19 protein-coding genes and 1 tRNA gene are annotated in these 18,993 nt (G+C 64.4%); 14 read left to right on the forward strand and 6 right to left on the reverse strand.

Going from position 1 to position 18,993, the window contains the following annotated elements; all coding sequences use genetic code 11:
• The first annotated feature begins 66 nt into the window (after positions 1-66).
• Positions 67-750 carry an FkbM family methyltransferase gene (locus tag ACMUJL_RS11380; RefSeq protein ID WP_375573934.1) on the forward strand — a complete coding sequence of 228 codons (684 nt, stop codon included), beginning with the start codon at positions 67-69 and terminating at the stop codon, positions 748-750.
• Here ACMUJL_RS11380 and ACMUJL_RS11385 read toward each other — a convergent pair.
• The 4 genes from ACMUJL_RS11385 to ACMUJL_RS11400 all read right to left on the reverse strand — a co-directional run bounded on the left by ACMUJL_RS11385 (position 714) and on the right by ACMUJL_RS11400 (position 6,720).
• A complete protein-coding gene (locus ACMUJL_RS11385; protein WP_375568185.1) occupies positions 714-1,541 on the reverse strand; it encodes an inositol monophosphatase family protein in 828 nt (275 codons plus the stop codon). The two genes, ACMUJL_RS11380 and ACMUJL_RS11385, sit on opposite strands and share 37 nt — an antisense overlap.
• Positions 1,538-2,605, reverse strand: a complete 1,068-nt coding sequence (locus ACMUJL_RS11390; RefSeq protein WP_375568183.1) for a glycosyltransferase family 4 protein — start codon at positions 2,603-2,605, stop codon at positions 1,538-1,540. The genes ACMUJL_RS11385 and ACMUJL_RS11390 overlap by 4 nt, the downstream gene beginning before the upstream one ends.
• Before the next feature lie 126 nt (positions 2,606-2,731).
• Complete coding sequence (locus tag ACMUJL_RS11395; protein ID WP_375573932.1) at positions 2,732-5,149, reverse strand: GcvT family protein; 2,418 nt, start codon at positions 5,147-5,149, stop codon at positions 2,732-2,734.
• A 32-nt stretch (positions 5,150-5,181) separates the two neighbouring features.
• Entirely contained in the window at positions 5,182-6,720 is a 1,539-nt protein-coding gene (locus ACMUJL_RS11400) for a trimethylamine methyltransferase family protein (protein WP_375568181.1), read from the reverse strand.
• Between the two features lie 145 nt (positions 6,721-6,865).
• Between ACMUJL_RS11400 and ACMUJL_RS11405 the strand changes: the two genes are divergently transcribed.
• Positions 6,866-7,807, forward strand: coding sequence for a LysR substrate-binding domain-containing protein (locus ACMUJL_RS11405; RefSeq protein WP_375568179.1), 942 nt, complete (start codon positions 6,866-6,868; stop codon positions 7,805-7,807).
• 40 nt (positions 7,808-7,847) lie between these two features.
• On the opposite strand, the gene ACMUJL_RS11410 is transcribed toward ACMUJL_RS11405, so the two are convergent.
• Positions 7,848-8,441: a LysE family translocator gene (locus tag ACMUJL_RS11410; protein WP_375568177.1), complete on the reverse strand. Its 594-nt coding sequence runs from the start codon at positions 8,439-8,441 to the stop codon at positions 7,848-7,850.
• A gap of 149 nt (positions 8,442-8,590) precedes the next feature.
• On the opposite strand from ACMUJL_RS11410, the gene ACMUJL_RS11415 reads away from it, so the two are divergent.
• From ACMUJL_RS11415 to ACMUJL_RS11460, 10 genes are all read left to right on the forward strand, one after another.
• Positions 8,591-9,832: an NAD(P)/FAD-dependent oxidoreductase gene (locus ACMUJL_RS11415; RefSeq protein ID WP_375568175.1), complete on the forward strand. Its 1,242-nt coding sequence runs from the start codon at positions 8,591-8,593 to the stop codon at positions 9,830-9,832.
• Positions 9,833-9,958: 126 nt separating this feature from the next.
• Entirely contained in the window at positions 9,959-11,413 is a 1,455-nt protein-coding gene (atpD, locus tag ACMUJL_RS11420; RefSeq protein WP_375568173.1) for a F0F1 ATP synthase subunit beta, read from the forward strand.
• Between the two features lie 11 nt (positions 11,414-11,424).
• On the forward strand, positions 11,425-11,832 hold the full coding sequence (locus tag ACMUJL_RS11425; protein ID WP_375568171.1) for a F0F1 ATP synthase subunit epsilon: 408 nt from the start codon (positions 11,425-11,427) through the stop codon (positions 11,830-11,832).
• A complete protein-coding gene (locus tag ACMUJL_RS11430) occupies positions 11,829-12,122 on the forward strand; it encodes an AtpZ/AtpI family protein (RefSeq protein ID WP_068288169.1) in 294 nt (97 codons plus the stop codon). The genes ACMUJL_RS11425 and ACMUJL_RS11430 overlap by 4 nt, the downstream gene beginning before the upstream one ends.
• Positions 12,104-12,409: an ATP synthase subunit I gene (locus tag ACMUJL_RS11435; RefSeq protein WP_375568169.1), complete on the forward strand. Its 306-nt coding sequence runs from the start codon at positions 12,104-12,106 to the stop codon at positions 12,407-12,409. The genes ACMUJL_RS11430 and ACMUJL_RS11435 overlap by 19 nt, the downstream gene beginning before the upstream one ends.
• Positions 12,406-13,119, forward strand: a complete 714-nt coding sequence (locus ACMUJL_RS11440; protein ID WP_375568167.1) for a F0F1 ATP synthase subunit A — start codon at positions 12,406-12,408, stop codon at positions 13,117-13,119. Before ACMUJL_RS11435 ends, ACMUJL_RS11440 begins: the two co-directional genes overlap by 4 nt.
• Positions 13,119-13,364 (forward strand): F0F1 ATP synthase subunit C, encoded by a 246-nt coding sequence (locus ACMUJL_RS11445; protein WP_068288178.1) that lies wholly within the window; start codon positions 13,119-13,121, stop codon positions 13,362-13,364. The genes ACMUJL_RS11440 and ACMUJL_RS11445 overlap by 1 nt, the downstream gene beginning before the upstream one ends.
• Positions 13,365-13,368: 4 nt before the next feature.
• Positions 13,369-14,106: a F0F1 ATP synthase subunit delta gene (locus ACMUJL_RS11450; RefSeq protein WP_375568165.1), complete on the forward strand. Its 738-nt coding sequence runs from the start codon at positions 13,369-13,371 to the stop codon at positions 14,104-14,106.
• Positions 14,096-15,643, forward strand: a complete 1,548-nt coding sequence (locus tag ACMUJL_RS11455) for a F0F1 ATP synthase subunit alpha (RefSeq protein WP_375568163.1) — start codon at positions 14,096-14,098, stop codon at positions 15,641-15,643. Before ACMUJL_RS11450 ends, ACMUJL_RS11455 begins: the two co-directional genes overlap by 11 nt.
• A complete protein-coding gene (locus ACMUJL_RS11460) occupies positions 15,640-16,485 on the forward strand; it encodes a F0F1 ATP synthase subunit gamma (RefSeq protein WP_068288188.1) in 846 nt (281 codons plus the stop codon). Before ACMUJL_RS11455 ends, ACMUJL_RS11460 begins: the two co-directional genes overlap by 4 nt.
• 146 nt (positions 16,486-16,631) lie before the next feature.
• On the opposite strand, the gene ACMUJL_RS11465 is transcribed toward ACMUJL_RS11460, so the two are convergent.
• Positions 16,632-16,707 (reverse strand) — tRNA-Lys (locus tag ACMUJL_RS11465).
• A 97-nt stretch (positions 16,708-16,804) separates the two neighbouring features.
• On the opposite strand from ACMUJL_RS11465, the gene dapF reads away from it, so the two are divergent.
• Both dapF and mtaB read left to right on the forward strand, forming a co-directional pair.
• Positions 16,805-17,674 (forward strand): diaminopimelate epimerase, encoded by an 870-nt coding sequence (dapF, locus tag ACMUJL_RS11470; RefSeq protein ID WP_068288191.1) that lies wholly within the window; start codon positions 16,805-16,807, stop codon positions 17,672-17,674.
• Entirely contained in the window at positions 17,671-18,936 is a 1,266-nt protein-coding gene (mtaB, locus tag ACMUJL_RS11475; protein ID WP_416914262.1) for a tRNA (N(6)-L-threonylcarbamoyladenosine(37)-C(2))-methylthiotransferase MtaB, read from the forward strand. Before dapF ends, mtaB begins: the two co-directional genes overlap by 4 nt.
• Positions 18,937-18,993: the final 57 nt, after the last annotated feature.

Raw genomic sequence — 18,993 nt, forward strand, 5'->3', positions numbered from 1 at the left:
TTGGCATTGGGTGTCTGGATAGGCCTACTGAGGTCGATCGTGATCTATCACAATCCGGTGAGGACAGTGCCCTTGCGGCGGTTCTATCGTGATTTGCTGCGCAAGGGCGATCTTGTCTTCGACGTCGGCGCGCATGTGGGCACGCGGGCCCGGGCGATGCGGGCCGCCGGGGCCCGCGTGGTGGCGCTGGAACCGCAGGCGCCATTCACCGGGTTTTTGCGCCTGACGCTGCCGCGCGATATCCGGCTTGTCGCAGCCGCGGCCGGCGGCGCCGAAACGATGGCCGAGATGGCGGTCTCGTCCCTGCACCCTACTGTCTCGTCCCTGAAGACCGGATTTGTCGAGGATGCAAGCGCCACCCACGGGTTCGAACATGTACGGTGGGATCGCACCCAGCAGGTGCAGGTGACGACCCTTGACCGGCTGATCGCGGAAGAAGGGCTTCCGCGCTACATCAAGATCGACGTCGAAGGGTTCGAGCTTGAGGTGCTGTCTGGCCTGACCCAGCCCGTGGACATGGTGTCGGTTGAATACCTGCCCGGATTGCCGGGTCTAACCCACGCGGTGATCGACCGGCTGATGGAGTTGGGGCCTTACCTGTTCAACCCGGTGAAAGGGGAAAGCGGCGCATTCCTCTGGCCGCAATGGCGCGATGCGGCGGAAACGCGGGCCTGGCTGGACAGCCTGCCCGCGACCGCAGGATCGGGTGACCTTTACGCGCGTCTTGCCGGCCCGGAATCCGCCGGCTGATTGCGCAACAGCGCGGCGAAATCATCGAACAGGGCTGGCGATGCGGTCAGCACGGTGCCCTGATCCTCGGGGGCTTCCGCAGGATCAAGCGCGCCGACGGTCGCGCCCGCCTCACGCAGCAGCACCAAACCGGCCGCGATATCCCAGGAGCGCAAACGGCGTTCCCAAAAACCGTCCAGCCGCCCGGCCGCCACGTAAGCCAGATCAAGCGCCGCAGCCCCCATGCGGCGCACACCGGCACAGGCGGGCATCAGCCGGGCAATATCGGCGGCATGATCTTCGATGTGATCCATCCCGCCAAAGGGAATACCCGTGCCGAACAGGGCCGCTGACAGGCTGGCAGTATCCGCAACCGCGATCGGTGCACCGTTCAGCCAGGCGCCTGACCCGGTACTGGCGCAGAAAGTTTCGGCCTTGGCCGGATCATGCACAACACCGACGCATAGAACGCCATCGACCTCAAGCGCGACGGACACCGCCCAATGCGGAATGCCACGCAGGAAATTGGTGGTTCCATCCAGCGGGTCCACGATCCAGCGGCGGCGTTGCGCACCGGAAGCGCTTGCGCCGGTTTCCTCGCCCAGCCAGCCATCGCCGGGACAGGCAGACAGTAAAGCATCGCGCAGGCAGGCCTCGGCGTCCAGATCGGCCTGTGACAGGAAATCGCCCGCGCGCTTTTGTGTCACGCGCAGGTTCTGCCTGCGGGACCAGTGATCCATCAGGATATCGCCCGCCGCCCATGCCGCGCGCTGCGCCAGGGCAAGATCGTCTTGCAACGGCCTTTCCTTCATGTGCGGCCCGCCATGGCGGCATCCAGGGCAAAACCGGCAATCCGCGCGGTTTCGCCCCACGATGACAAGCGCGCCCCGGCCTGCCGCGCGGCCTCGGCCATGTCTGTGCGCAAGGACTGATCGGTCAGCAGCGCCCGCAAAGCCCCCGCAAAGGCCGTGGCATCGTCCCGCGCAACCAGAAGGCCCGCCGCTGCGGGAACAGTGTCGGGCACAGCGCCTGTCCGGCAGGACACGATGGGCAAGCCATGCACCAGGGCTTCGTTGAATACGATCCCGTATCCTTCGTAGCGCGTCGCCAGGGCAAAGATCGACGCACGCCGGTAAAGCTGCTCAAGCGCTTCATCCGATACGCGACCGGCCAGATTGATCCGGTCTGACAGCCCGGCTTGGCGAATGCGGTCCTGCAGCGCGTCGTAATGGCCCTTTTCCCAAGGGTTGCCGACAATTTCGGCATGCCATTCCTGATCGGCGACAAGGGCCAATGCATCAATCAGCACATCATGGCCCTTGCGCGGATGCAGAATGCCGACCGACAGGATCAAGGGTGCGCCCTGCGGCGCGACAGTCGCGTCCCACGTGTCCGGCACCGGCAGATCGATTCCGGGCAAAGCCACATGGATGCGCGCGGCAGGAACATCGTAGCGTTCGGACAGGATCTCCCGCGTGTGCGGGCTGGGCACGATGATCTGCGCTGCATGGCGCAGGTTGTCGCGCTCGGTTCGCCAGAGGTGATCCTGCACATCCTGCGGCAGCCCGCTTTCCAGTGCCAGAGGATGATGCACAAGCGCCACGATCGGCGCCTTGATCAGCCCCACCCTTGCCGGGTCCAGCGCCCCGAAGGCCAGACCATCGATGATCACGGGGCAGGTCTCGGGCAGGGCCAGCAAGGCTGGCATGGCCGCGTCCATCTCTTGCGGCGACGGAAAGGGAAAACTGTCGGGCAAGGTGACAAGCTGCATGCCGCGCCCGGCAGCGCGCAATTCCTCCAGCAGCCGCCGATCATAGATATAGCCGCCAGTCACTGTATTGATGTCGCCGGGAACGGCCAGGGCGGCTGCGATCATGGGGGTTCCGTTGCTGGAAATTGCAGGTGTTCAGACCTCGCAACCCTAGGGCTGCAATCGGGACAGGCAAGCCCCGATCGCGCAGTGCGGTGCCACCACGAACATGCCCTCGGCCCGTTTTCCCCCTTACGCACGCAGGCGCAGGCCTTCAGGATCAAAGGGTGGTTTTTCCAACACGGTCGCGGGCGTGTCCTGTCCCAGGATCGAGACCATGACCCTGTCGCCCGGCCCGACCATGCCAGCCTTGAGATAGGCTATGGCCAGCGACCTGCCGACGGAAAAGCCATAGCCACCCGATGACACCTGGCCCAGCGGGCTGCCGTCGGCCAGGAAGACCGGCTCGCCACCCCATGCATCGGCACCGTCGGACTGGATCTCCAGCATCGTCATCACATCGCGCGGCGGCTTGGCGGCAATCGCTTCCCAGGCCGTCTTGTTCAGAAACGCCTTGTCTGTCTTCACCAGGCGGTCCAGCCCCGACTCCTGGGGCCAGTATTCTGGGCTGTAATCACGCCCCCAGGAGCCGTAGCCTTTTTCGATCCGCAAACTGGCCAAGGCGCGGCTTCCGACCGGACCTGCGCCGATCTGCCTGCCGGCATCCAGAAGTGCGGTGTAGAGCGCGACCTGATCCCGGTCGGCGCAGTGCAGTTCCCACCCCAGGTCGCCGGTGAAGCTGACGCGCAGCGCGACGCAGGACACGCCCGCCACGGTAATGCGGGCCGAGGTCATGAAGGGAAAGGCGGCATTCGTCAGATCCGCATTTGTCAGCCGACCCAGAAGGTCGCGTGCCTTGGGGCCTGCGACATTGAATCCGCAAGTGCTGTCGGTCAGGCTTTCGAATGTCGTGCCTTCCGGCAGGGGTATGGCGCGGAAAAAGCGCTGATGGAACCTTTCGGCCATGCCGGACCCGATCACCCAGAATTCCTGCTCGCCCAGACGGGTGACCGTGAAATCACCCGCGATACCGCCACGTGCGCCGATAAGGGGTGTCAGGCAGGACCGGCCAACACGCACCGGCATGCGGTTGGCAAACAAGGCGTTCAGCCATGGTTCCGCCCCCGGACCGGCCACGCGGTACTTGGCGAAATTCGAGATGTCGATGATCCCCGCCCTGTCGCGCAGCATCCGCGCCTCGCGGCCAACGGGGCCGAACCAGTTCTGGCGCGTGAAGCCATAGGTTTCTTCGTTCGGTTCGCCCGTCTCGGCGAACCACAGCGGATGTTCCCAGCCGAAGTTCAGGCCAAAGACCGCGCCCATTTCCTTTTGCATGGCATAGGCCGGTCGGCAGCGAACGGGGCGGCCCGCCGCGCGTTCTTCGGTCGGGAAATGGATCTTGAACCGATGGGCATACTGGTCCTCGACCCGCGCGCGGGTAAAGGCCTTGTCCGCCCAATGGCCAAAGCGGGCCATGTCCCAGTTGAACATGTCCAGCACCGGCTCGCCCTCGACGATCCATTCGGCGGCCAGCTTGCCCAGACCGCCCGACTGGGAAAAACCGGGGATGATCCCGCAGCAGCAGAAGTATCCCCGCATTTCCGGCACGGGACCAAACAACGCGGAACTGTCGGGTGACCAGATCATCGGACCGTTGATGACCCGCTTGATCCCGGCCTGCCCCACGGCGGGAACACGCGCGATCGCGCGCAGCATGTTCGGTTCGATCCGGTCCAGATCATCGGCGAAAAGCTCGTGACCGAACCCCTGTGGCGTGCCGTCCTCGGCCCAGAAGCGCATGTCGCGCTCATAGGCGCCGACCAGCAGGCCAAGCCCTTCCTGGCGCAGGTAATATTCGCCGTCGCGATCCGCGACCGACGGCAGGCGACGCCCCAGGGCCGCAACCTCGGCAATGGTTTCGGTGACGAAATACTGATGCTCCGTCGGCACCAGCGGAAGGGTCAGCCCCGCCATCCGCGCCACCTCGCGCGCCCACAGGCCCGCCGCGTTGATCACCCATGGCGTGCGGATATCGCCGCGTTCGGTCCGCACGATCCATGTGCCATCCGGTTGCGCCTCGGTGCCCGTCACGGGGGTGAAGCGATGGATGGACGCGCCCAGCGCCCGCGCACCGGCGGCATAGGCATGGGTCACGCCCGAGGGATCCACGTTGCCACCGTCGGGTTCGTACATGATGCAGCGGATACCCTCGAAATCGACCAGAGGATGCAGACGCTCGGCCTCGTCGCGCGATACCTCGTGGAAGTTCATGCCATAGCGTCGCGCGCGGGCTGCCTGGATGCGCAGCTGGTGTTCACGCGCCTCGGTCTGCGCCAGATAGAGCGAGCCCGGCTGGAAGATGCCGCAACCCTGGCCGGTTTCGGCCTCGAGCGTCTTGTAAAGCTGCATCGTGTAGTGCTGGATGCGGCTGATGTTGGTGATGTCGTGCAGCCCGTGGATATTGGCCGCCGCATGCCATGTCGACCCGGATGTCAGTTCGGACCGCTCCAGCAGGACCGCATCGGTCCAGCCTTTCTGCGCCAGGTGATACAGGATCGAACAGCCGACAAGCCCGCCACCGATCACGACGGCAGGGGCATGGGTTGGCAAGGGTTTTGCCGTGGTGTTGGCTTGGGTCGTGCTCATGGTTCGTCCTGTCCGATGTCCTGCTTGCGGTTGGCGACATAGGCCTCCAGCTCTTCGCGGATGGCCGGGTCTATGGCGGGTTCTTCGTAATCCTTCAGCGCCTGCTGCCAGATGCCTGTCGCCCGATCGAGCGCATCATGCGATCCCGCCGCCTCCCAGGCGCCATGGTTGGTCCAGTCCGACAGGAGAGGACGGTAAAAGGCGGTCTCGTAGCGTTCCATCGTATGGGGGCTGCCAAAGAAATGCCCGCCCGTGGGAACGCCTGCGATGGCATCAAAGCCAAGCTCGGCCTCCGAGGCATCGAAGGGACGCAGGATTTCCATCATGTTCTGCAGGATCTCGACATCCAGAACCAGCTTTTCGAAACTGGCCGTCAGACCGCCCTCCAGCCAGCCGGCCGCGTGATAGATCAGATTTGCGCCCCCCATCACCGCGCCCCAGGTCGCCATCGAGGTTTCATAGGCGGCCTGCAGATCGCAGGCGTTCGAGGCGTTGGAATTCGAACTGCGGTAAGGCAAGCCATAGCGCCGCGCCAACTGCCCCGCGATCACATTGGCCCGCGTGTTTTCCGGTGTGCCGAAGGCCGGCGCGCCCGAGCGCATGTCGACGTTCGAGGTGAAAGCCCCGTACATCACCGGCGCACCGGGGCGCACCAGTTGCGTCAGCGTGATCCCGAACAGCGCCTCGGCGTTCTGCTGGGCCAATGCTGCGGCCAGGGTCACCGGGGTCATGGCCCCCATCAGCGTGAAGGGAGTGATCGTGACCGGTTGGCCATGTTCGGCCATGGCGATCAGCCCCTCGCCCATCTCCTGGTCGAACAAGCGGGGCGAGTTGACGCTGATGATCGTGATCACGCCGGGATCGGCGGCGATCTGGTCCAGCGTGATCCCCCGCGATATCGCCATCATCCGAATGCCGTCCATCGCGCGGCCGCGCCCGATCGCCGTGCAGTGATAGGCCCGGTCGGACAACATCAGGTTGGCCAGGTAGCAATCAAGGTGGCGGGTGTTTGTCGGCAACTCTTGCGGTGCCGCCACCTGGTTGCCGATCATGTGGATCGCGTTGAAATGCTGTGCGAGGCGGATGAAATCGGCATAGTCCGCCATGTTGCCGGGACGCCGCCCCCGCAGCCTGTCATGGACATTGGGCGGCCCCGCCACCAGACCGAAGTTCAGCGCCCGCCCCCCGAATGTCAGACGTCTGGCAGGGTTGCGCGGGGTCAGGGTGAAGGCGCGCGGCACGGTGGCCAGGGCCGCCGTCACGATGCTTTCGTCGATCCGTACGATCCCGCTGTCACGATCGACCAGCGCGCCCGCCTTTTCAAACAAGGTGATGATCTTGTCACCGACAACACGAATGCCCAGTTCCGACAGAATGCGGATCGAGGTCGCATGCAGCCTGTCCATGGCCTCGGGGTCGGCCATCTCTAGCGGAGCATAGGGATTTTCCACGTTGCGCCAGGGCAACTGGACCAGTCCGGCGCCCGTCCGCGCCGCCTTCCCACGCCGCCCGCCGCTGCGCCGCTCTTCGGTCATCGAGGGTCCTTTCCTTGACCTGTAGGCCCTTGAACGCACCGGCGCGCCGCAGGCAAGACCCAAGATAGACGGAGGCATGCAGGGGTGCATGTGGATGTTTCGGGGTCTTGCCATAAATAAAACGTTGTCATGGGCATCATGGCACGTGAAGGATGCCTGCACCGACCACGGCACTGGCGACGAAGGCATCATGACAAGACCGCCACCACCCCTGAACCTGATCCGCGCCTTCGAAGCTTCGGCCCGGCATCTGAGCTTCACGAAAGCAGCGCGCGAACTGGGCTATACCCAGGCGGCCATCAGCGGTCAGGTCAGGGCGCTTGAGCAATATGTCGGGCGTGATCTGTTCCTGCGCCATGCGCGCAGCCTGCAACTGACCGAGGTGGGCTCGGCCTTTCTGCCGACACTGCGACAATCATTGGCCCAGATCGACGCGGCAACCGACGCCATCGCCTCGGGAGGTCGGGACCGGACCGTCATGGTGGCCTGCCCCGTCAGCCTTGCCGAAAACTGGCTGCCGCAGGCCGTCGCCAGCTTTCATGCCGCGCATCCCGACATCGAGGTCACGATCCACGGCACTGTCTGGGAAACGGGCGAGGATCCGATCGCCGATCTGACCATCTCGGTCTGTCGTCATGACGAGGTTCCCCCGGGCGCAAGACGCCTGTGGCCTGAAACCCTTTCGCTGGTCTGTGCGCCCGGTTGGGCCGACCGCTGCGGGCATATGGCGGATCTTGCGGCGCTCCCACGCATTCTGGTGTCGGGACGGCAGGAATACTGGTCACTCATGGCCGAGGCCGGCAACGATCCGGCCTTGGGTCAGGTCGATCTGGCGGCAGGCGCGCAGTTCCGCTCGAACAGTTCCAATGTCGCGCTTGAACTGGCGGTTCAGGGTCTGGGTGTCACCATTGCCGTTACATCGCTGGCACGGCTCTATCTGGATCGGGGCTTGCTGGTCGAACCATTCGCCCTGCGCCCCGAAAGCCCATGGGCCTATTTTGTTGCACCGGGAAGCACGCGGCGCACCGGAGCGGTCAGCCGGATGATGGCGCATCTTCTGCATTGCGGGGCGGCCAACACCCCCTAGGGGCGCAAGCTGTGGGGGACGGATCAGGCATGGCGGGTTGCTACCGCAGCTGGGCGATCACCGCGATCGCGACCACCGCAAGCATCGACAGGGCCATCGCGATATTGATCAGGGAATGGCTACGCTCGGACAGGTCGAGCCGGTGCAGCGTGACCCCCGCCATCAGCCACAGAAAATGGATCGGGATCCAGATCGCGTTCATGATCAGGAACTTGATCGCCACCTCAAGGGCATAGTTGCCCGGCAGGAAGGCAAATCCGGTGAACAGGGCGGTGTTCACGGCATAGGCCTTGGGATTGACGATCTGCAGCAGCAGACCGCCCCCGACACCGGGCGGGCGGGCCCGTTCGATGAAGGCCACCCGGTTTCCGGCAAAGGCGATGCGAAACGCAAGATAGGCCAGGTAGGAAAAGGAAAGCGCAAACAGGATGGTGCGGATGCGGGGATCGGCAAGGACCAGTGCGGCAAGTCCACTGACGACAGCGATCGCCACAAGGTTGGTGCCCAGGAACAGGCCCAGGACATATCGCGAACCTGCCTTGAAGCCAAAGCCCGATCCGACCCCCGCCGTGGACAGGACGCCGGGACCAGGGGTGATGATCAGGAAGAAGACGGCGGCGACGAATGCGAACATGCCGGAACCCTAAAGTCAGTTTCGGCGCATCGCAATTCTGCATGCGCAGGGCAGCAGCTTTTGTGCGCGGACACACCTGAAAGACGCCGGGCAGATTGACAAGGCGGATGCCCCATGGCCACCTCGGCGCACAGCAAGGGGGGTAGGGCATGCAGGATTTCGACCTTGTGGTCGTCGGCGCGGGGATCGTGGGGACCGCTTCGGCGCTTTGGGCGCAGAAACGCGGCCTGAAGGTCATGCTCTGCGATCCGAACCCGCCGGGATCCGGGACCAGTTTCGGCAATGCCTGCACGCTGGCGACCTATGCCGTCATGCCGGTGAACAGCCCCGCCGTGCTGCGCGCCCTGCCCCGGCTGCTGTCAAGCGGCGACAGCCCGCTGTCGGTTGACCTGATGCATGCGCTGCGCCATCCGCGGTGGATGCTGTCATTCCTGGCCAACTGCCGTCCGGCCCGCTCCGATCACATCGCGCGGCAGTTGGCCGATATCATGGGCCATGCGGATGCGGGCCTGAACCCGCTGATCGCCGAAGCGGGGGCCGAGGATCTGATCGTCAACCGGGGACAACTGACGGTCTGGTCCACCAAGGACGCCGCAGAAGGTGAAAGAGCCGGACTGGCGTTTCGCAAGACGCTCGGCATTCCCTTCGAGGTCCTTGGGCCACAAGACACACTTGCCCTGGAACCGGGGCTACGCCTGCCGATCCATGGGGCGGTTCACTATACCGCCGCGCGCTCGGTCCGGGACCCGCAAGAGCTGATCAACCGGATGCACCGCCGCTTTCTGGCGCTTGGCGGCCAATGGCGGCAAGCCCGGGTCAGCGAAACACGCGCCTATGGCACATCTGTCGAGGTGATGCTTGGCGATACCCAGGTCGAAGCCACGCGCGTGGTCATCGCCGCGGGGGCCCATGCGGGATCGATCAGGGGTTCGGGCGCGGAAAACCTGCCCCTGGGGACCGAACGGGGCTATCACCTGATCTTTTCCAATGATGCGCATCGGATCACCCGGCCCGTGGGTTGGGCCGAAGGGGGCTTTTACGCCGTGCCGATGGCGCAAGGTCTGCGGCTGGCCGGAACCGTCGAAATCGCAGGCCTTCGCGCACCGGAAAACCGAGGTCGACTGGCCTATATCGCGCGAAAGGGTGCCGCGTTGCTGGGCCCGCTGCCACAGCCGGACAGCCACTGGCTGGGGTTTCGGCCCACCATGCCCGACAGCATGCCCGTCATCGGGCATGCCCCGCATTCAGACCGGATCATTCATGCCTTCGGGCATCAGCACCTGGGCTTGACGCTGGGCGGCATCACAGGGCGGATCGTGGCGGATCTGGCAGAAGGGCGCATGCCCAATCTGCCGATCGCGGCCTTCTCGCCGAACCGGCGCTTCGCCTGATCCCGTGGCGCCGCCCCCTGTCTGACCCTTTCCCAAGACTGACACAGATCAAGGCACCCCGTCCCCCGCTCTCCTAGCTTCATGTCGTGAGGTACGTACGAGTTCCCCTGCTCGGAGGTCCGAAACATGAAGAATCCGCCGGAACAGACACTGATGTCGCCCACACCCCAAGGGGTCGTGCACGCGGTGCGCGGCGCGGTGGTCGATGTCGTCTTTGCGGCGGGCGATCTGCCGCCGATCAATTCGGCGCTGGTCGTCGCGTGGGATAAGCCTGCGGCGCTGATCCTCGAAGTGCACAGCCATCTTGATCAGACCACGGTCCGTGCCGTCGCGTTTCAATCCACGGCCGGTCTGGCCCGTGGCGTTTCGGTCACGGCCACGGGCGCGCCCGTCACCGTGCCGGTCGGCAAGGCCGTGCTTGGTCGGGTTCTGGATGTCCTGGGCGCGCCGCAGGACAATGGCGGCCCGCTGCCGGACGACACGCCGCGCCGATCGATCCATGCCCCGCCACCAGCCCTGCAGTCCCAGACGCGCACCACGGATGTGTTTGAAACGGGGATCAAGGTGATCGACCTGTTGACCCCCATGGCGCAGGGCGGCAAGGCCGCGATGTTCGGTGGCGCGGGTGTGGGCAAGACAGTTCTGGTGATGGAACTGATCCGCGCCATGGTCGAAAAATACCAGGGGATATCGGTTTTTGCGGGTATCGGGGAAAGATCCCGCGAAGGCCACGAGCTGTTGACCGAAATGCAGGGGTCCGGCGTGCTGGAACGTACCGTTCTGGTCTACGGCCAGATGAACGAACCGCCCGGCGCGCGCTGGCGCGTGGCGCTGACGGCGCTGAGCATATCGGAATATTTCCGCGACCATCAGCACAGGAATGTCCTGCTGCTGATGGACAATGTCTTTCGCTTTGTCCAGGCCGGGGCCGAGGTATCAAGCCTGCTTGGCCGCATGCCGTCGCGGGTGGGTTATCAGCCGACGCTCGCCACCGAGGTTGCCCGCCTGCAGGAGCGCATCGCCTCGGTCGCCGGGTCGGCGGTGACCGCGATACAGGCGGTCTATGTACCGGCGGACGATTTCACCGATCCGGCCGTCACCACCATCTCGAGCCATATGGATTGCGTGATCGTCCTCAGCCGCGCGCAGGCCGCCGAAGGGTTCTATCCGGCCATCGACCCGCTGGCCTCATCCTCGATCCTGCTGGATCCGCTGGTCGTGGGACAGACCCATTACGAGATCGCCGAGGCAGTGCGCCAGGCTCTGGCCCGGTTCCGCGAACTGGCCGACATCATCTCGCTTCTGGGGGTCGAGGAGTTGAGCACGGCGGACAGGCTGCTGGTCAAGCGCGCAAGACGATTGCAGCGCTTCCTGACGCAGCCCTTCATGGTGACCGAAGCCTTTACCGGCACCAAGGGGGCAACTGTCCCGCTGGCCGACACGCTGGCAGGCTGCCGCGCCATCCTGGACGGGGTGGCTGACGACTGGTCGGAAAGCGCGCTCTACATGGTCGGCACGATCGAGGACGCAAGACGAAAGAACGCCGCGCAGACGGATTCCAGCACCGGGCATGCGGCATGAGGTTGCGGATCATGACACCCCTGTCCGTCATCGTGGATGCTCAGGTCGACAGCCTGCGCGCCGAGGATGCAACCGGAAGCTTTGGTGTGCTGTCCGGCCATGCCCCCTTTCTGACGGCCCTCGCGGTGTCGATTGTCAGTTGGCGACAAGACGATACAGAACGGTTCTGTGCCCTGCGCGGCGGGGTGATGACCGTCAGCCGTGCAGACAACCAAGAGACCATGGTCAACATCGCCACGCGCGAGGCGGTGACCGGGGACGACCTGGGCATTCTGGACCGCCAGGTGCTGGCGCGGTTCCAGACGGAAGAGGACGAGGAACGGGTGGAGCATGTCGAAACCGTCCGCCTGCAACTGCATGCCATACGCCGCATGATCAGCCGCCTGAAGCCCAGCGCAAACGCGGGTGAATTCCAATGACGCAGGCCCCCCCGCCAAAACCCGAGGACGACCCCCTTGTACGCGAGACCCAGTTGCGGCGCGACAGGCGCGCGCGCTGGCTGCGCGAGGGTGACATGTCCGTGGGCCGCAGGCTGGCGCAGATCGGGATCCTGGGCTGGATCCTGGTCATCCCGACGCTTGCCGGTCTGTTCGTGGGACGCTGGATGGATGCCCGCCTGTCCGGCGGGATCTTCTGGACCGCACCATTCATGCTGCTGGGTCTTTGCCTTGGCGGCTGGACCGCCTGGAAATGGATGAACGCGCGATGACCATGGCCGAGATTTTTCCCCTTGTCCTGATCCTGCCACTTTGCTTCGCAGGTGGGCTGCTTCTGGGCCTCGCCTATTTCCGTGCCCTGCGCTGGACAACCGCGTTGATCGTCAACGGCGGCAGCCCGGCGCTGGCGCTGGCCCTGTCGCTGGGGCGGCTGATCATGATCGGGGTAGGCTTCTATCTTGCGGTGCTGCTGGGCGGTCTTGCCCTCTTGGCGGCACTGGCAGGCGTTCTGACGGTGAAAGCCGTGATGCTGGGCCAGCACAAGGAGGAGCAGCGATGAAATCACCGCTCGACTCCACCATCCTGTTCCAGCTTGGCCCGGTTCCGATCGCCCAATCCGTCGTCACGACATGGGTCATCATGGCCGTTCTGGTGCTAGGCGCGGCGCTTCTGACCCGCAGGCTCGATGCGCTGCCAGACAGGCGGCAAGCGGCGCTTGAACTGCTGGTCGACACGCTCGACACGCAGATCGCCGAAACCACGGGGGCCAGGCCTGCGCCCTACCGGGGGTTCATCGGCACGCTCTTCCTGTTCATCCTGGTGGCCAACTGGTCATCCCTCGTGCCGGGGGTCGCCCCGCCCACGGCACAACTTGAAACCGATGCAGCGCTGGCGATCCTCGTCTTTTTCTCGGTGGTCTGGTTCGGCGTGCGCAGCGGCGGTGTCGGCGGCTACCTTCGGTCGTTCGCCGCGCCCAACCCGCTGATGATTCCGCTCAACATGCTGTCCAGCGTGACCCGCGTGTTTTCGATGTTCGTGCGCCTGTTCGGCAATGTGATGAGCGGTGTTTTCGTCATCGGAATCGTTGCCTCGCTGGCCGGGCTTCTGGTGCCGATCCCGCTGATGGCGCTCGATCTGCTGACCGGGCTGGTACAGGCCTATATCTTCGCGGTCCTCGCGATGGTCTTCATTGCCGCCGCCGTCGAGCCGGGCAAGGCCCCCGGCACCGATGCGGGTCCGACCACCTTCCCAACCGAAAAGGAAACCTGATGGACTATCTCAGCCATGTCAGCATCGTCTGTGCGGCCTTTACCGTGGCTTTCGGCGCGATAGGCCCCGCCTTGGCCGAAGGTCGCGCCGTTGCCGCCGCGATGGACGCCATCGCGCGCCAACCGGAAGCGGCCAACACGATCTCGCGCACGCTTTTCGTCGGCCTGGCCATGATCGAGACAACGGCAATCTATTGCCTGGTGATCGCGCTGCTGCTGCTGTTCGCCAACCCGCTTCTGGCGTGACCACATGACGATCGACTGGTGGACCCTTGGATTGCAGGCGGTCAACGTCCTGATCCTTGTCTGGCTGCTGTCACGGATTTTCTGGCGGCCGGTGGCAGCAGCCATCACAAGGCGGCAGGACACGGTCGAGGGCATGCTGAAAGATGCAAAGGCCACGCAAGCCAAAGCCGATGACATGCTGGCCGAGGTCCTGGCCGCGCGCGAAGGCATGGCAGCGGAACGCAACACGCTGCTGAGCGCGGCCGCCCTTCAGGCCGAGGGTGCGACCAAGGCCGCCTTGCAGGAGGCCGCCAGCAAGGCCGAAGCCCTGCTGAAAGCGGCGCAGCTTGAAAGCGTGCACATCAACGAGGCCAACCGCATGGTCGCGGCGGCGCAATCGGCCCAGCTTGCCGTGGACATTGCCCGCAAGCTGCTGGCGCGGCTTGATGCCGGAAAGGCCAAGGAGCCGTTTTTGGATCAGCTGATCGACGCTCTCGATACGCTGCCGGCAAAGGACAAGGCGGCGCTTGCGGGGGCGACGGGCGGTGTCGATCTGATCAGTGCGTCAGAACTGGACAGCGCCACACGGATGCGGATCGAAACAGCCGTCGCGGCGGCACTTGATGGTCAGCCGCAGTTGAATTTCCACACGGACCCCGCACTGATCGCCGGTTTCGAACTGCGAACACGGCATTTCGTGCTGCAGAGCAGCTGGGCGGCGGATCTCGACGCCATACTGAGGGACCTCAAGGATGCGGCCTGACACAAAGGACTGGCTGACCGGCGCTCGCGGCGTTCTGGCGCGCACGACGCTTGGCCCCAGGGCAGAGCACAGGGGCCGCGTTGAAGAGATCGCCGACGGGGTCGCGATGATCTCGGGGCTGCGGGATGTGCGGCTCGATGAGGTTCTGCGCTTTGAGGGTGGGCAGTTCGGGTTTGCGCGGGTGCTGAACCCGGATCTGGTGGGCTGTGTGCTTCTGGACGCGGCGAGCAGGGTCGAGGCCGGTGACATGGTTTTCGGCACAGGCGAGGTTGTCAGCGTTCCGGTCGGCAACGCCCTGCTGGGCCGGATCGTCGATCCGCTGGGTCGCCCGCTTGATCGCAAGGGCACGGTGCTGTCCGAGACGCGCTGGCCCATCGAACGCCCCGCCCCTTCCGTCATAGAACGTGATCTTGTGACCGAACCTGTGCAAACCGGGATCGTCGTGGTGGACACCCTTTTTCCGCTTGGACGGGGCCAGAGAGAGTTGATCGTGGGCGACCATTCGACCGGCAAGACAACCCTGGCCATCGACACGCTGATCGCCCAGCGCAACAGCGACATGATCTGCATCTATGTGGCTGTCGGGCAAAAGACATCCAGCGTGCGGCGGGCCATCGATGCCTTGCAGGCAGAGGGCGCGTTCGATCGCTGTATCGTCCTTGTGGCCAGTGCGGCCTCTGCGCCGGGCCTGCAATGGATCGCCCCCTACGCGGGCATGACCATGGCCGAATACTTCCGGGACCGGGGTCAACATGCTCTGGTCGTGATCGACGATCTTTCGAAACATGCGGCGACCCATCGTGAAATCGCCCTGCTGACCCACCAGTCACCGGGGCGCGAGGCCTATCCGGGCGATGTGTTCTACATCCACGCCCGCCTTCTGGAACGCGCGGCGAAACTGTCAAAGGCCCGCGGCGGTGGGTCACTGACGGCCTTGCCCATTGCCGAAACCGTTGCCGGCAACCTCTCGGCCTTCATCACGACCAACCTGATATCGATCACCGACGGGCAGATCGTGCTGGATGCGCCATTGTTTCATCAGGGTCAGAAACCCGCCGTGGATGTGGGGCTGAGCGTCAGCCGCGTCGGTGGCAAGACACAGACACGGATGCTGCGCGAGGCCGCAGGATCGCTGCGTCTGGACTATGCGCAATTCCTCGAACTCGAAGTGTTCAGCCGCTTCGGCGGAATACCCGAAGACCGCGTACGCCAACAACTGACACGGGGCGAACGGATCCGCAGGATTCTGCGCCAGCCCCCGCATCACCCTTTCCGCCTGGCGGATGAGGTCGCATTGCTGCTGGCCGTGCAAACCGGCGCACTGGATGCGCTGCCCCCCGAAGCTGTGACCGCATTTCAGGCGCGGCTTGCCGCAGCGCTGGACAGCGAGGCGGCAGATATCCTTGCAGATATTGCGCGAACCGGAACGCTTGAGACAGCAGGACGCGAAGCGCTTGTCGCGGTGATCAACCGACTTGCCGGTTCTCTGGCCAGCGAAACGCCGGGCGACAGCGACCCGTCAGGTCCGGTGACATGACCGCGCGATTGGCAGAAATCAGCGCGCGGATCACGGCGGTCCGCCAGCTTGGGACAGTCGTGAATGCCATGAAGGGTATCGCGGCCGGCCGCGCGCGGATTGCACGCATGCAAGTCCAGGCAGTCGACGGTTATGCCGCCACGATTTCATCGGCGATGGCGCATGCGTTGGGGCCTGACATCTCGATGGTGCAGGCCAGGTCCATGTCCGGGTCCGGCAAGCCTGGCCTGTTGGTCTTTTGCGCCGAACAGGGATTTGCCGGGGCTTTTTCCGAGCGTGTGATCGACAGCATCGGACCGGAGCTTGATCCCGACAGGATGTTCCTGATCGGAACACGCGGCCTTTCCATCGCTGCGGCGCGCGGGATTGTGCCTGCCTGGACCACGGCCATGCCCTCGCACAGCCCCGGCATTCCCAAGCTTGCCGACAGGATCACGACAGCCATTTTTGCAATGGTCGGCACGGAACGGATCGACCGGCTTGATGTGGTGTTTACCGGATCGGACAGAGGGCGTCAGACCATCAAGCGCCAATCCCTGTTTCCCGTCGACATGTCGCATTTTCCCAAGGCAACCGGGGAACGCCCGCTGATGCAGGTCCCGATTGACGGGCTGATCGATTCGCTTGGCCGGGAATATCTGCATGCGCTGATCTGCAAGGCGGCGCTTCATGCCTTTGCCGCCGAAAACGAAGCGCGAATGGACGCCATGTCTGCAGCAGGCAGCCAGATCGCGCGCGAGCTTGAAACCTTTCAGGCCTTGCTGCGCCAGGTGCGACAGGAAGACATCACAGCCGAGATCATCGAGCTTGGCACAGGTGCGAAAAATGCGCAGGGCATCTGAAAACGTCGCAACCATGCCGCGCTTTGACCGTCCATCGGGATGTGTTCGCGCCTCGTCAGGCAGAATGCCCTGTTCAGCCGGGCGGTGACAGGCGATGCCGGACAGTCGCCCGCAGATCCAGCCCAACAGCTACATTCGAGGATCAGTGGTGAGCCGTGCAGGATTCGAACCTGCGACCCACTGATTAAAAGTCAGTTGCTCTACCAACTGAGCTAACGGCCCACTAAGGCGCGCTTCTAGAAAGACCCGGGCAGAGGGTCAACCCCGAAAATCGACCTTTCTTTCCAGCATACTGGAATAACGCTGCGGGCCAGAGTATATGCGCGCCATGAAAGCGGACATGACAACGGGCTTGCCCTTCATGAAGATGCACGGGTTGGGCAACGACTTTGTCGTTCTCGATGCGCGCCGTCATGGTCTCGGCAATTCCGGCGGCGGTGGGGATGGACTGTCGAATTCACTGGTCACAGCCATCGCGGACCGCCATCGCGGCATCGGTTTCGACCAGCTTGCCGTGATCTCGGACACCGGGGCCGGTGACGCACATCTGACCTTCTACAATGCCGACGGATCGACATCGGCCGCCTGTGGCAACGCGACACGCTGCATCGCGCGCTTTCTCATGGATGAAACCGGGGTCTCGGCGCTGACCCTGACCACGGACCGCGGTGTGCTGCAGGCCGTGGATGCCGGACAGGGCCTGACCTCTGTCAACATGGGCCAGCCGCAACTGGACTGGTCCGAGATTCCGTTGGCCGGTCCGATGGACACGCTGGAACTGCCCATCGACGGTGCGCCGACGGCCACGGGCATGGGCAACCCGCATTGCACGTTTTTCGTCGCCGACGCCGAAGCGGTCGATCTTGCCGCGCAAGGCGCGCGGATGGAACATCATCCTCTGTTTCCGCAACGGACGAACGTGCAGTTCGCCTCGGTTCTGGGGCCCGACCATCTGCGCATGCGGGTCTGGGAACGTGGCGTCGGGGTCACCCTGGCCTCGGGCTCGTCCTCCTGCGCCACGGCGGTGGCTGCGGGGCGGCGCGGACTGACGGGGCGGCGCGTCACGATCTCGCTGGATGGCGGCGACCTTGTGGTCGAATGGCGCGAGGACGGCGTCTGGATGACCGGTGCGACCATGCATGTCGCCTCCGGCCATCTGACCCAGGCTTTCCTGGACAGTGCGCAATGACCTTGCAGCCGCCGAAATTCGCCACTTTCGGGTGCCGCCTGAACGCCTATGAGACAGAGGCGATGAAGGATCTGGCGACCCAGGCGGGCCTGTCAGGTGCGGTGATCGTGAACACATGCGCCGTCACCTCGGAAGCCGTGCGCAAGGCACGCCAGGAGATCCGACGCCTGCGCCGCGAAAACCCGGATGCGCGCCTGATCGTCACCGGCTGCGCCGCGCAGACCGAGCCCGAGACATTCTCGACCATGCCGGAGGTGGATCTGGTCATCGGGAATACCGAAAAGATGCAGCCCGAGACATGGATGCGCCTTTCCCCCGATTTCATCGGACAGACCGAGCGTGTGCAGGTCGATGACATCATGAGCGTGACGGAAACCGCTGGTCACCTGATCGACGGTTTCGGCACCCGCTCGCGCGCCTATGTGCAGGTGCAGAACGGGTGCGATCATCGCTGCACCTTCTGCATCATCCCTTACGGGCGCGGCAATTCCCGCTCGGTGCCTGCAGGTGTGGTGGTGGACCAGATCAAGCGTCTGGTCGATTCGGGCTATAACGAGGTCGTGCTGACCGGGGTCGACCTGACAAGCTGGGGCGCCGATCTGCCGGCAACACCCAAGCTGGGTGATCTGGTCATGCGGATCCTGCGCCTTGTCCCCGACCTGCCTCGGCTGCGCATCAGCTCCATCGATTCCATCGAGGTCGACGAGAACCTGATGCAGGCCATCGCCACGGAGACGCGCCTGATGCCGCATCTGCACCTGTCCTTGCAGCATGGCGATGACCTGATCCTCAAGCGGATGAAACGGCGGCACCTGCGCGACGATGCGATCAGGTTCACCCGGCAAGCCCTTGCCCTGCGCCCCGAGATGACCTTCGGCGCGGATATAATCGCAGGGTTTCCCACGGAAACCGAAGAGCATTTCCAGAACTCACTGCGCCTGGTCGAAGATTGCAGCCTGACCTGGCTGCATGTCTTTCCCTATTCGCCACGCCCCGGCACACCGGCCGCGCGCATGCCGCAAGTCAAGGGCGCGGCGATCAAGGACCGCGCCGCCAGGCTGCGCGCGGCGGGCGATGCGCGGGTCATGACCCATCTGCAGCAGCAGATCGGCTTGACCCATCACGTGTTGATGGAAAACCCGCATATGGGCCGGACAGAGCAGTTTACCGAAGTGGCATTCGACACCCCACAGGCCGAAGGCCGGATCGTCACCGCGACGATCACCGGGGTACGCGGCACGCAACTGCTCGCCCGGGTCTGACCAGTTTCTTCTTGCCGCAAGTATCCTCGGGGGGAGTCCCGCAGGGACCGGGGGGCA

The sequence above is a fragment of the Seohaeicola sp. genome (assembly GCF_048006315.1).
Lineage (GTDB): Bacteria > Pseudomonadota > Alphaproteobacteria > Rhodobacterales > Rhodobacteraceae > Seohaeicola.